Here is a 13,268-nt window from a genome sequence, read left to right on the forward strand (position 1 = left end):
GCGGCCATCCTACGGTTCGATCTTGCTGAAATACTCCTTGACCACGTCCTGGTATTCACTCGGGATGGTCCCTTTTTCCAAGCTCTCGCGGGCGAATTGCTCGTACTCTTTGTACACTTCCTCGTAAGGGAGCGCTCCCCCGGTTGTCACCTGCGTCTGGCTGCTCTGGCGCGTCTGGGAGGGCCCGGCTCCGAGCGGTCCCCCTACGGTGTCGGTCGGTCCGCCGCCCTCGATCCGGGCGGTAGGCACTGTGACCAGCTCCCGGCTGCCTGATCCGAGACCCGCTCCCGGGCCTCGACCGGAGCCGGAGCCCGAACCCGCGCCGCTGCCCGCGCCGTTGCCCGATCCGTTGCCCGATCCGTTGCCCGATCCGTTGCCCGATCCGTTGCCATTGCCCGATCCGTTGCCGCTGCCATTTCCTTCTCCAGCCCCATCGCCTTGCCCATCACCCGCGCCGTCTCCTGCGCCGGTTCCTTCACCTGAGCCGCTTCCGGCCCCTGCATCGCCGCCTGAAGCAGCGCCGCCAGTCGGGGCGCCACCCGCTCCGGCCGTCCCCGCTCCGTTCATCCCGCCCACTCCGGCCAGTCCGGCTGAAGCGGCCTGTGATGAACTGGCGAGCATCATCTGCGATTGCTGCATCGCGGCCATCGCTTGAGCGGCCAGCAGCGCTCCCGACTGTGCCGCATCCATCTGCTGGAGGGCCTGCACGAGAGCAGTCTCAAGCGGAGCAAAGGCCTGCTGGACGTTCCCCTGGGCCAACTGCTCCGCAGCCTGTTTCAGCTCGTCAGCCACCTTGCCGAGCTCTTTGTTTCCCGCTGCCGCTCCCTCCTTGGACAGCTCTTCGGCAGCTTTTTTCAGGGCCTCCGCGAGCGCTTTCTGCTCTTCGCTTTTCAGGGCTGCTACCGCTTTGGCTGTCTCCTGCAGGGCATCCACCAGCGCCTGTCGATCTCCGCTTTTCATCGCGGCTCCCACGCCCTGCATGCCCGCCTGCTGGCCGACTGCCTGCTGCAGCCGCTGCAATCCGGCCAGTTTGCGCTCCTCGGCCTGCTTCCACTTCTCCAGCTGCTTTTCGACCGCTTTTACTGCCTGCATGCGCTCCGCGTGGTTCTCTGCCTCGGCGAGCGTTTTTTTCGCTTGTGCGATCATCTCCTCCAGCTGCTTTTTCTGAGCGTCGGTCAAGCCCTCCTTGGCCTTCGCTTCCTGCTGCAGCTTGTCGAGCGTGTCCTGTGCAGCCGCCTGGGCCTTCTTTTCCTCGGCCATTTGCGCCAGCCGCTCATCCTGTACATTCGGCCAGATCAACAGCAACAGACAGACAGCCGCCACACCTGCCGCCGCGTACACCTGTTTGCGGATCAGCTGCCATACCTGCATGCTTTGCAGGATGTGGGGCAATGCCTGCCGCAGCCGGTCGACGGCATCCTCGCGCTGCCGGACGGCGAGAGGCGCGCTGCTCTCCCGATGCTCCAGCGCCGTCACTACGCGCTCGCCGAGGCCGTGCCGATCAGCCAGGCGAGCGCATTCACGCTCTGTCGGCCGCGATCTCCACAAGCGCCAGGCTCCGGCTGCCAAACCTGCCAGCAGCGCGGTCAGCGCGAGCCATTTGTAATGCGGAAGGGGAAAAAGGCGGGCCAGGAGCAGAAGCAGCAGACTTCCTCCCAGCCCCCACATGGCCCCGGCCGTCAGCCAGCGGGCGCTGTTTTGATACCAGAGACGCCGGCCGATCGGCCGCAGCAGCGTCTCCAGATTTTCTTTTCTGGGCGGACCAAACACGTTCATCACTCCTGGACTGTGGATTTACGTCTGCGCGATTTCACCGGTTTGATCAAATGAATAGAAAGAGACAGGCAGATCAGGGTCACGAAGGCAAAGAACAAACCGTAAATGACGTAGGGATCGAGCGCCAATATCGCATAACCGCTGTTCCCCGATCCGCGAAGCCCGCGGAAAGGCCCTTCTTCAAAGATGCTCAGCATCGCAAACAACGGGTTGAGGCTGTGCATCAAATCGGGCCAGATTGGAATCACGAGATTGGTCGCATTTTGCATCCTCATCCGAAAGCGGATGAATTCCCGAATCACTTCCGCCAGGATGCTGGTGCCCGCCGCAAAGCCAAACACCAGCGCATAGCTGGCTACGGTCGCGATACCGGTTCGTTTGATCAGCGTGGACAAAAGCACACCTACGCTGCCCAGCCCCAGCATCGTAACCAGATAAAATCCAAACACCTGCACCAGTTCAAACGGCGAAACCCCGCCGTACAAAAAGATGATCGCGTACAGCGGAATCGTGGCAAACACGAGGAACGTCATGAAGCTGAGCGAAGCCAGCCATTTGCCGAGAATCAACTTGGCGGCGCTCACATTGGTCGTCAGCAATATGTTCAGCGTCTGCCGCTCCCGCTCCCCGGAGATGACGCCCGCCGTCAGGCCTGGCACGACAAAACAGATCATCGCAAGCTGCAAGAGCGACAGCACCATAAACAGTTCACGCGACTGATTGGGGTTGTAATAGGTGCCCGCCCCTGTCATCAAGTAGATAAAGGTGAGTGCCACAGTTCCCAGCACGAGCAAATACAAGCTGATGACCCACGGGGAGCGCTTGGTCCGCATGCGCAGCTTCCATTCGTTCAAGAGCACTGGATTTTGCAGCCGTCGCAAGACATTCATGAGCCTACCCCCTTGGTGATTTCCAAAAAGATTTCTTCCAGGTCCCCTTCAGCCTCATTAAACGCAGCGACTGGAAAACCGGCATGTGTAAGCGTCTGCAGCAGTTCGACCTGTTGCACGTCATCCCCGGCAAAGCCAGCGACCAGCCAGTTTCCTTCCCGGGTGACGCCTGAGACGCTGGGCTGTTGCTTCAGTTGAATGACCGCCTCCTCCAGCCGATCGAGCAGACGAATCCGCAGCACCCGCTTTTCCTGCATTTTGGCGTAGATCTCATCTACGCGGCCAAACGCGATCAGATTTCCTTCCTCGATGATTCCGATGACATCGCACATCTCCGCCAGTTCGGGCAGGATATGCGAACTGATGATGATCGTTTTGCCCATGTCGCGAAGCTCTTTCAAAATCTCCCTGAGTTCGATCCGGGCCCGAGGGTCCAGACCGGAGGCAGGCTCGTCGAGGATCAGCACCTCGGGATTGTGCACCAGGCAGCGAGCCAGGCCGAGACGCTGCTTCATTCCCCGCGAGAGCGAATCGACATAGGCATCCCGCTTGTGGCTGAGATTGACCAGCTCCAGGAGCTGGGGGATAATCTGTCGTCGTTCCTGTGGCGGAATATCGTAATTGGCGCCGTAAAAGTCCAAATACTCCTCCGCGGTCAAATTGTCGTACACGCCGAAAAAATCCGGCATATATCCGATCAGCTTGCGCACCTCCCGCGGATGTCTGGTGACCTCATACCCCCCGACGTAGGCACTGCCGCTGGTCGGCTCCAGGAGTGTCGCGAGGATGGACATCGTCGTCGATTTCCCCGCTCCGTTGGGTCCGACGAAGCCGAATACCGTTCCTTTGCCGATTTCCAGGCTGAGTCCTTTCAGCGCTTCCATCTTGCCGTATTTTTTGCGTAATTGATCGATTTTGATCACGGTTGGATCACCTTTCCTTCCACGCTGATTACCGGAAGACCCAAGTGGCGATGTTCATTAAAGCTATGGGAAAACTTGATTCGGAGCGTGCCTTCCGCAGACAGGTAGACAGATGTCTTCTCCTGGGCCATGATGTTGCTGGCAAATGCCTTGTCATAGGAATCGTACTCGCCCGTCTTCCAGTTGTAGACCTGCTTGTCAAACGGCGTGTTGTCGTTCGACCAGGTGTACAGGTGGATCTTGAAAATCGCCAGGTTTTTCTGTTTCGGCTGGATGGGAAAGTCAAATGTGATCTCCCCGCCCTGCATCATGTATCCGTCTCCCACGTCATCCACACCCGGGCTTGAGCCGATGCGGACGGCCTCGATTTCGCCGGAGGGCACAAAGGTGTAGCCGTCCGGTGAAGGCTTGATGGAAAGCGGCGCTGCCACCAGCGAAATATTGTACGGCTTGTAGGATCGGTCCTTGATCCCGATCTCGACCGCGGGCGCATCCATCCACCCGACCAGGGTGACAGGCGCCTTTCGCGCTCCCGCAAGGTTATGGGACTCTTCGAGAATATCGACGATCTGCCCCTCTCTGCTGTTGTTATAGGGCCCCGCATTTCCCTGGTATTGCGCAGGGATGAATTGGTGGACCCGGCTTCCGCGATAGGGACGGTTCTGCGTCGCGGGATCGAATTTCAATTCGACCGTGATCGTCTCCCCCGGCGCGATTTCCGGGAACCGCTGGTTTTGCGTGTCGGTAGCCACGGTGACATCCCGGAGTGTGTACTTGGACTTGTTGGTGACAGTTCCCCGGAGCCCCCCCTCGACATAGCGGAGGTCGGATTCAAATGTGCCGACATCCGACAGGAATTGCTCCGTCCCTACTTTGCGCATCGACCAGAACTCGACCTGTTTGAACTGAATCTGCGTCCGATCCGCCTGCGACCATACCCAGGCTTTGGGCTGCGTCTGGTCCGGACGGTAGGGCAGAATAGGCCAGCTCCTGCCGCTGCCTTCCACTTCGATCTCATAGTCGCTGCTGCGGGGGACGAACATCGCGGCAACGGCCTTTGCCTGAGCCGACCCGTTCCCGAGCATCTGAATGAAGCCGACCTGGTGCAAGAGCGGCTTGGTCCCGCGCTGCGACGCCCCTACGGTAAAAATGGCGATCCCCGTCACCACCGCGAGCGCAGGCACAGCTCCCCACATCCAGCTCTGCTTGCGCTTGCGGCGCAACAGGTAAAACATCACCGGCCCCGCTATCAGCGCATACACGGCAAAGAAGAGCGCCAGCCATTTGATGTCCGGCATTTTCAGGGCTGGAATCCGGTCCGCGGCATGATCGAGCGGCCAGATCCCGTCCATGGGACTTCGGTGGATGCGATGAATCGTGGTGCCAAAGCCTTTGTTCAGGACATCTGCCCAAAAGCGGCTGTTCCCACTCCAGCTGGCTACGGGTTCCTCTGCCAGATCATAGGCGACGTACATCACTTTCCCTTCACCCACTGTGCGGACAGCCACGAGCGGGATTCCCGCTTCGCTGTATATAGCCGTGCCTTCGCGCAACACCCCGGTGCTGACGGTAAACGGGCGATCCAGCCCGGGCGTGTTGTTTTTGTCTACGGTCAGTGCGGGCAAGGCAGCAACCGTGGTGACCCCGGTTGCCTCCACTGGCGAGAGGTCTTTCAGTTCTCCCGCCGTCTTTCCGTAATGGGCGCCGCCCGCGATCATCAACAGCCCGCCCGCCATGGTCCATTGGCGTATCGCGTCGATCTGCTGTCCGCTCAAACTGTCCAACGCAAAGTTGTTCAGCAAAAGCACATCCACCATCTGCAGCTGCGTGCGGTTTACCGGCATTTGTTCCGCTTTTAACGGCAGGACGCGAACCGGATTGTTGAACGCTGTTTTGGGCATGGCTCCGAGGAAGTTGGCCGTGTCCGGATGCGAGGCCAGCACCCCTACGAACAGTGTGTCCCCGCTGTATCGCCTGCCGCCGACAGAGGCTTTTGCGACGACCTTGTCCCCTTGCATCAGCGATACGTAGGTATTGGGCCCCACCTGGTTGCCGGGAACCGAGATCGTGACCTGTTTGGTCGCGCCCTTGGCGATCGAAATCGGCTGGTAATAGGCGACATTGAGGTGATTGCTTCCCCAGTCTCCGACAGTGACGACCAGATTGCCCTCGATATCCGCTCCGCTGTTGCTTGCCGTCACCTGCACGGGAACGAATGACGTTTCTTTGTAATCTCCGCCAATCCCGGCAATCACGCCAAGTTGGACCGCCCCCTCCGCTTGTACGCCTGGCAGCCATCCGACCGGCATGCATGTGAGCAGCAGCAAGCAACTCAAAAAAGCCAAGAGCCATTGCTTGGACTTTGTACGATTCATCTCTCCTACCTCCACCGAAGACAGATCTGATAAAACTTGTATGGGTTATGACGTTTGAAACGGCGGAAAAGCTACAGCTGGCCGAAATGAAAAAAATGGCTCCCTTCTGACGTCAGAAGGAAAGCCACATACGGCGTTTTACGCGAGCTGTCTTGCTTCTTCTCTCGTTTCATCCTGCCTTTTGCCCTTTGGAACGATCGAAGCGAGAAGCACGCCAGCCAGCAATATCACGCCCAGAGCCCCTGCCGCTTTTTCTGTACCCGCCCCGCCAAAAAGCAAATTCATATATCCCTCCACGGCGTAGGTGGCAGGCAAAAGCTGGCCGATCCACTGGTAGACATCGCCGAGCAATTCTCTTGGCACCACAGTTCCCGAGGTCACGAGCTGCAGAGACAGCACGGCCATATTCATGAGCATGCCCGCCATGCCAAACAACGCGACGAACATCTGGGCAAAAACCATGAAAGTCAGGATCGTCAGAAAATGAAAGAGCGCAAAAGAAATGATCCCTCCCTGCATTTGCCCCCCAAAAGCGACGATAAGCCCTGTGCCGACGGCTGCGATGAATGCCGCTGCACCGGCGGTCACAGCCGTGCCGGCCCCCATATGCTGCCATCTGGCAAGAGAGCCTGCAATCGCCTGCGACGCCTGATGCAGATTCATCGCCATCAGCATGGCCCCGACATAGGAGGCGAGAACCAGCATCATCGGTATCATCTGATTGTTCATCCCCTTTACAGGGTGAATCATCTCGATGTCGGCCGCTGCTTGGCGGTACAACTGGGCGGTCATCTGCTCGACTCCCGCTTTCATGATGCTTACGGTCATCTGGGGATTGGACGCATTCATGGTGTAATGCAGCTTGCTTGCCTGATCAGCCTTTTCTGCCTGTCCAGCCGCAGGAAGGTCCCGGTGGTATCCCTCTGGTATCGTCACAATGAGGTGCACCGCTCTTTGGTCCAGCAGGAGAAGCGCCTGCTCTTTTGAGGCGGAGACTGCCCTGTACGGCAAAGCGGCACGCAGATTCTCCTCCAACCGCTCACCAGCGGCTCCGTCCTCATTTACAATGGCGATTGGAAGCTGATCGATTCGATCCCATACCCCATCGTACGCTGTCATCCAGACTGTGCAAAAAATGAGTTGTGCCATAAGGGCCACAACCACCGCAATCATCGTCTGCGGCTGTCTCATGTACTTGTTCCAGGCAGTTCCCATCCCTTTCCCCTCTCTTTTTATAAGTTATAAAGAGGAAGGACTCGTCAGGCTGCGGGGGATTGAACAGAATACCCATCGGCCCGCACGCAAGCTGTACGAAATAACGGAAGCCGGTCGGGATGCCCTGATCCTCTGGACGATGGAGCCTGCCGGATTGGAGACCATCCGTGACGAGTTTCTGCTAAAGGTATACAATTCCTGGCTGATCGCCCCTTCGCAGATGATCACCCAGTTCGCGGACATGAAAAAAAGCATGAAGAGCGGCTCGCCGCCTACTTGCAAGCGGCGGCCGGGATGCGGAGCCGGCAGGCGTCCGCAGAAAAAACAGCCCCTCATTCCGCCTCCTTGCCGGTCATCGAGTTCGGGATCGAGTACGAGCGGCTCTACATCCAGTGGTGTGAGCAAATGATAGCGAAGCTTGCAGCAGAAGGGGAAGAGCATCAGCCAGGCGGCCTTGCAAAATGATGGCATGCAGGCAATCGAGTAGGAGGGGGCGGCTAGCCCCCGACCTCTCACACCACCTAGCATGCGGCTCCGCACTAGGCGGTTCGCCAACCTTGACGAATTTCGAAATATCTTTGGGTTACACTCTTGAGTCCTTGGGATTGCCAGTAGGCATTCCCAAGGGCTTTGTGTAAGTGGGGAGTTATTGAGGTGCGCCACGCGCCTTTGCGCGTGGACGCAATTTCGAAGGCCTGTTGATGTGTCAGTCCTAATTTCCGAAGTTCGCGGTAACGAGTACGAACCCGTTTCCATTGGTGCCATAGACAGAGCCGTAACCGGCGTTTTAGCCATGATTCCAACTCTGCAAGTGGTTTTGGGGTTTCAATAAGTGCGTAGTAGCCAATCCACCCCATTAGATATTGATTCAGTTGCTGAATCCGTTCCTTCATGGAAATACTCCATGTCGGTTTGGTCAATGTCCGAATCTTATCTTTCACCCGCTTGAGCGACTTCGGAGAGATACGAATCCTTGCCTCTTTCTGCGCTGTGAAACTGAATCCCAGAAACTTGCGTTTCCACGGCCTTTCCACTGCGCTTTTCTCCTTGTTTACCTTGAGTTTTAATTTCCCCTCCAAGTATCGCTCGATACTAGCTTTTACCCGTTCTCCGGCACGTTTTGTTTTCACGTAGATGTTACAGTCATCCGCAAAACGGCTGAAGTGCAGTCCTCTACGCTCCAATTCCTTATCCAGGTCATCCAACATAATGTTGGACAGTAATGGACTAAGCGGGCCGCCCTGAGGAGTGCCTTCCTCTGTGTGGCTCACAATCCCTCCTGCCATTACGCCTGACTTCAGGTATTTGCGAATCAGTTTCAGAACCCTCTTGTCCTTCACTTTCCTCGCAACGCGGCTCATGAGGATGTCGTGGTTCACACGATCAAAGAATTTCTCCAGATCGATGTCCACTACGATTCGGTATCCTTCACGGATAAATCTTTGCGCTTGACGCACCGCATCGTGTCCCCGTTTTCCCGGCCGGAAGCCAAAGCTATTTGGCGAGAACCCCGGATCGAAGATCGGTGTCAATACTTGGAGAATGGCTTGTTGGAGCATACGATCCAGTGCGGTAGGTATACCTAATAGCCTGACTCCTCCGTCGGGTTTCGGGATTTCGACCCTTCGGACAGGAGCAGGCTTATAGGTGCCGTCCAGCAGTTGCTGGCGAATCTTTTCCCAGTGTTCGACGACATAGGCTCGGAGGTGTTCGGTTGAAACCCCATCAATGCCTGCCGCCCCACCGTTGGACTCCACTTTCTTTAGGGCTTCCAAGAGATTCTTCCGTTCCAGGATTTGCTCCAACAATTCCACTCGATACTTCTCCCTTCGCAGGACGAGACTCAGGTCTTGCCGGTCGATGCTCTGCCCTCTCCGGTAACCTCGGGGCTTCACCCCTACTTTCCCGAAGGAGTTCCTTTCGGAATTCTGCTTTCTACACATCGAATGTCTCGAAAGATTCTGGTTCGTCCTTGAGTTGGCGTTCAGCCCTTCCGCTTTCCGGCGTCCCGTACTCGCGTACTACGGCCTCTGCTGACTCCTGTACGTTCAGCGGAGCCTCACGGCTCCGGTTACCATCGTCAGATGGCGTTCGTACAGGCCTCCCCAGGTAAGAACGTCATCTTTCCGCTCATGTACCCACCCAAGTTTACTAGAGTAGTCCTTGGCGGCTTAGGACTTCGCCTTGTCTTGCAGGCTCATCCGACTACCCTAGCCTCAAATTGGGTTCGTGTACCTTGGGTCGAGCATTTGCCTCCAGCTTCCTTCAGATTCCACCTCACGATGGACACCCTTGCTCTTGGCTAACGGTAGGCGCTCGCCAGCCCCCGTTCGGGACTTTCACCCTATAGATGATCGCCCATGCTGGGCGCACAAGAAGAGGAGACCGGCATCAGGCAGCCGGTCTCCTCTGTTTTTGCTTCTATCATTCTGTCCAGCTTGGGATGGGTTCAGTCGAGAATGCCATCCTCTCTCTCCAGATTCTGATACATCCATACCGCCAACTGAAGCGACACCGCATCGTGAAAAACCTGCGGATCGTAGCCTGTCCGCTCCTTGATTTTCCCCAGCCGGTAAATCAGCGTATTGCGGTGAATAAACAGTTGTTTTGCCGCTTCCCCGATGTTCAGATTGCAGGCAAAAAACGCTTCCAGCGTCTCAATCGAGGTGTGCGGTGTTCCCGCAAATACCCGGTTGACAAATTTCTGTTTGACTTGCGGGTCGATGCGGTTGATCAGCGCCTTGGTCTCCACATCGAGATAGGAGATCAGGCCTCGCCCAGGGTCCCCGAGCAGCAAAGCCAGCTTCGCTTCCTCATGGGATGCCGCGATCTTGCTCGTCTCCATCACCTGGGAGCCCAGGCCGATTTTAAAGCCGATCTCCTTTTGCCGCAAAAATCCCTGGATCTCCTCCAGCTTTCTCCGGACGGCTTGCTCCTCGAGGCCGGAAGTGAGGATGAACAAGCGGTTGACGCTGCGGAATCCGACCAGCAGCTGCATTTCATTCAGCAGCTCCTCTACTTTTTGGATCAGCTCCTGCGCTTGCATGGGCAGCTCGCGCAGTTCGATCAGCGAGACCTGATAGGGTGCCCGCAGCTTGATTTTCAATAGGTTCAGCCGCTGCTCTGCCGATTCGACATTGGGCTCCCGTCCGATCAGCTCCTCGAAGACCATTTCTTTCATCCGCTGTTTCCACTCGATCTGGGAGGCCAAAAAAGACTGGTTGATCATCATCTCCGTGATCATTTTGACCAGCTCGCCGAACTCCCTTATCTCCTCCGGCTCCCCGGTAATCCCAATCACGCCGATCATTTTTTCCTGAAAGACGATGGGCAGATTGATCCCCGGTCGTGCCCCTTTATAGAGATGCTGGTTATCCCGGGTGATCATCAGCAGTTGGCCCGAGCGAATGACATCCGCCGCTCCTTCGTGAATTTCTCCGACGCGCGACAGGTCTCCGGACGCGATGATCGTCCCGGTGTGATCCATGATATTGATATTTCGATTCAAACGGTTCATGGTCTCGCGTACAATTTGCCTTGCCATTTTCGCGGTAAGCATCCTGTCATCTTGCCTTTCTATCCTCAGTATTTCCGGTCGTTTATCTATGATAAACAAAATTGCGCGAATATTTCTACCCGTTTTTTATGGATGGTAACCGATGCTTTCCGTCCGCTTCCCTCTTTATAATGAAAAAAAGTTTTGAAAGCGCTTAACGTTAGGAGTGGAATGTCAGAGTGAAGGTTGTGATCGCACCCGATTCTTTTAAAGGAAGCCTGTCTGCCATTGACGTTGCCACTGCCATCGAAGCCGGCGTCAAAAAGGTCCTGCCTGATGCCCAGACGGTCCTCGTGCCCGTCGCCGACGGCGGAGAAGGAACGATGGACAGCCTGGTCGCCGCCACCCGGGGACGCCAGGTGAACGTCACCGTAACCGGTCCGCTGCACACGCCGGTCCAGGCCGCTTACGGCATTCTCGGAGATCAAGTCACCTGTGTGATTGAAATGGCCAGCGCATCGGGCTTGTGTCTGGTTCCAAGCGAAAAGAGAGATCCTCTGATCACGACGACGTATGGTACGGGCGAACTGATCAGACAAGCGCTGGACGACGGTTGCCGCAGATTTATCCTCGGCATCGGTGGAAGCGCTACCAATGACGGCGGCATCGGCATGCTGCAGGCCCTCGGCATGAAGCTGCTAGACGCCCGGGGAGAATCCGTCAGCTTTGGCGGCGCGGCTGTCGAAAACATCGTGTCCATCGACGACAGCGCGTTTGATGCCCGGATTCGCGAAGCGGAGTTTTTGATCGCTTCGGATGTGCAAAATCCGCTCGTCGGACCGCACGGCGCTTCTCATGTGTTCGGGCCGCAAAAAGGGGCCACGCCGGAGATCGCGGACCGGCTGGACCGCTCCCTTTCCAAATGGGCCGACCTGGTCGAAGCCAAGACGGGCATCCGGCTGCACGAGCTGGCAGGCGCAGGAGCGGCAGGCGGAATTGGCGGTGCCTTTCAAGCGTTTTTCCCCTCCCATATGAGACGGGGCATCGACATCGTGATGGAGTACACCCAGCTAGGCAAGCATCTGGAGAATGCCGATCTCGTCTTCACCGGGGAAGGACAGATTGATTTTCAAACAGCCTCTGGCAAAACTCCGATGGGAGTAGCGCAAGAAGCCCAGCAACGAGGCGTTCCGGTTTTCGTTCTGGCCGGATCCATCGGTCGCGGCATCGATACGCTTTATCAGTACGGAATTCATAGCATTCATAGCATTATCAATGCGCCGATGACACTGGAGGAAGCGATGAAACGGGCCCCGGAGCTGCTGGCTCAAACAGCGGAGCAAGTGCTTCGCACGTATCTGGCACGTCCCACCAATCAAAGATAATCGTATAAGGGGGTTTTTTCATGCAAATCAAACGCACGATCGAAAAGGTTCCAGGCGGACTCATGGTTGTTCCTCTGCTCCTGGGTGCTCTGCTGAACACGATTGACCAAATGCATCTACCCTTTATCATGAGTTTTCTGAAGTCTCTCGGCGTCGCTGCCACCAGTGATGGCCATTATGAGTTTTTGCGGATTGGCGGATTCTCCGAAGCACTCTTTAAAAACAGTTCGATTATCTTGATTGCCCTCTTCCTGTTCTGCTGTGGAAGCCAGATGAATCTCCGCGTAGGCGGAACAGCCCTGAAAAAAGGCGTCCTGCTGACCGCGAGCAAATACTTCACGGGCGTGATCGTCGGCTTTATGTGGGGCAAGCTGTCCGGTGACATGATGAACGGCTTCCTCGGCCTCTCTGCCATGGCGATCATCGCGGCGATGACCAATGGAAACGGCGGCATGTACGCGGCCCTCACCTCCCAGTACGGCAACCGCTCGGACGTCGGTGCGGTGGCAGTGCTCTCGCTGAACGACGGTCCTTTCTTTACGCTGATGGCACTCGGGATGCTCGGGGCAAACTTCCCGGTCATCGCCTTTATCGCGGTACTCTTGCCAATCGGGATCGGCATGATCTTGGGCAATCTGGACCCGGAAATTCGCGATTTCTTAAAAGCGGGGGAACTGCTTCCCGTCCCGTTCTTCGCTTTTTCTCTCGGCGCGGGGATGAACTTCGCGACCTTCCTCAAGCCGGAGGTGCTGCTGGGCGGACTGGCTCTCGGCTTCATGACCACCATCCTGACGGGCGGCACAGGGATGCTCGTGTTCAAGCTCTTCCGTGAAAAGAGCCACATCGCTCCGGTGGCGGAAGCCTCTACCGCCGGAAACGCCGTAGGGACACCGGCTGCCATCGCTGCAGCGGCAACCGTAGCGGCCGGCTCCGGCATGATGTCCGCTGCCGATGCGCAAGCTTACCAAGACATGGTGAATATTGCGACAGCGCAGATCTCCATCTCTACGCTGACGACCGCCATCCTCTGCCCGATCGCCGTCATTATGATCGACAACTGGCAAAAGAAACGCGGCATCAACGGCAGACTGGAGTCCCACGAAATGGACAATCCTGCCCATGCTGCCGTAAATCGCTAAAAGACCCTGCCCATATGCCCCTGACACGCCGTCAGGGGCAGGGATATTTCTTCAGCTGCCAGACAACCA

10 protein-coding genes are annotated in these 13,268 nt (G+C 57.0%); 2 read left to right on the forward strand and 8 right to left on the reverse strand.

What is annotated here, in order from left to right:
• Positions 1–9: 9 nt before the first annotated feature.
• The 8 genes from JD108_RS19070 to JD108_RS19105 all read right to left on the reverse strand — a co-directional run bounded on the left by JD108_RS19070 (position 10) and on the right by JD108_RS19105 (position 10,723).
• Positions 10–1,776 carry a coiled-coil domain-containing protein gene (locus tag JD108_RS19070; protein ID WP_198827533.1) on the reverse strand — a complete coding sequence of 589 codons (1,767 nt, stop codon included), beginning with the start codon at positions 1,774–1,776 and terminating at the stop codon, positions 10–12.
• Positions 1,776–2,666 carry an ABC transporter permease gene (locus JD108_RS19075; protein ID WP_198827534.1) on the reverse strand — a complete coding sequence of 297 codons (891 nt, stop codon included), beginning with the start codon at positions 2,664–2,666 and terminating at the stop codon, positions 1,776–1,778. Before JD108_RS19075 ends, JD108_RS19070 begins: the two co-directional genes overlap by 1 nt.
• On the reverse strand, positions 2,663–3,589 hold the full coding sequence (locus JD108_RS19080; RefSeq protein WP_198827535.1) for an ABC transporter ATP-binding protein: 927 nt from the start codon (positions 3,587–3,589) through the stop codon (positions 2,663–2,665). The genes JD108_RS19075 and JD108_RS19080 overlap by 4 nt, the downstream gene beginning before the upstream one ends.
• Positions 3,586–5,964, reverse strand: coding sequence for a DUF7408 domain-containing protein (locus JD108_RS19085; RefSeq protein ID WP_198827536.1), 2,379 nt, complete (start codon positions 5,962–5,964; stop codon positions 3,586–3,588). Before JD108_RS19085 ends, JD108_RS19080 begins: the two co-directional genes overlap by 4 nt.
• A gap of 138 nt (positions 5,965–6,102) precedes the next feature.
• Entirely contained in the window at positions 6,103–7,179 is a 1,077-nt protein-coding gene (locus JD108_RS19090; RefSeq protein WP_198827537.1) for a YhgE/Pip domain-containing protein, read from the reverse strand.
• 24 nt (positions 7,180–7,203) lie between these two features.
• Positions 7,204–7,695, reverse strand: a complete 492-nt coding sequence (locus JD108_RS22925; protein ID WP_228728209.1) for a hypothetical protein — start codon at positions 7,693–7,695, stop codon at positions 7,204–7,206.
• Positions 7,696–7,718: 23 nt separating this feature from the next.
• Complete coding sequence (gene ltrA, locus JD108_RS19100) at positions 7,719–8,993, reverse strand: group II intron reverse transcriptase/maturase (RefSeq protein WP_228728210.1); 1,275 nt, start codon at positions 8,991–8,993, stop codon at positions 7,719–7,721.
• Positions 8,994–9,628: 635 nt separating this feature from the next.
• Positions 9,629–10,723: a CdaR family transcriptional regulator gene (locus tag JD108_RS19105; protein WP_198827539.1), complete on the reverse strand. Its 1,095-nt coding sequence runs from the start codon at positions 10,721–10,723 to the stop codon at positions 9,629–9,631.
• Between the two features lie 191 nt (positions 10,724–10,914).
• Here JD108_RS19105 and JD108_RS19110 point away from each other — a divergent pair, with 191 nt between their 5' ends.
• On the forward strand, positions 10,915–12,060 hold the full coding sequence (locus JD108_RS19110) for a glycerate kinase (RefSeq protein ID WP_198827540.1): 1,146 nt from the start codon (positions 10,915–10,917) through the stop codon (positions 12,058–12,060).
• Between the two features lie 20 nt (positions 12,061–12,080).
• Positions 12,081–13,199 (forward strand): 2-keto-3-deoxygluconate permease, encoded by a 1,119-nt coding sequence (locus JD108_RS19115; RefSeq protein ID WP_198827541.1) that lies wholly within the window; start codon positions 12,081–12,083, stop codon positions 13,197–13,199.
• The last annotated feature ends 69 nt before the right edge of the window (positions 13,200–13,268 follow it).

This window comes from Brevibacillus composti (assembly GCF_016406105.1).
In the GTDB taxonomy this organism is placed as follows: Bacteria; Bacillota; Bacilli; order Brevibacillales; family Brevibacillaceae; genus Brevibacillus; species Brevibacillus composti.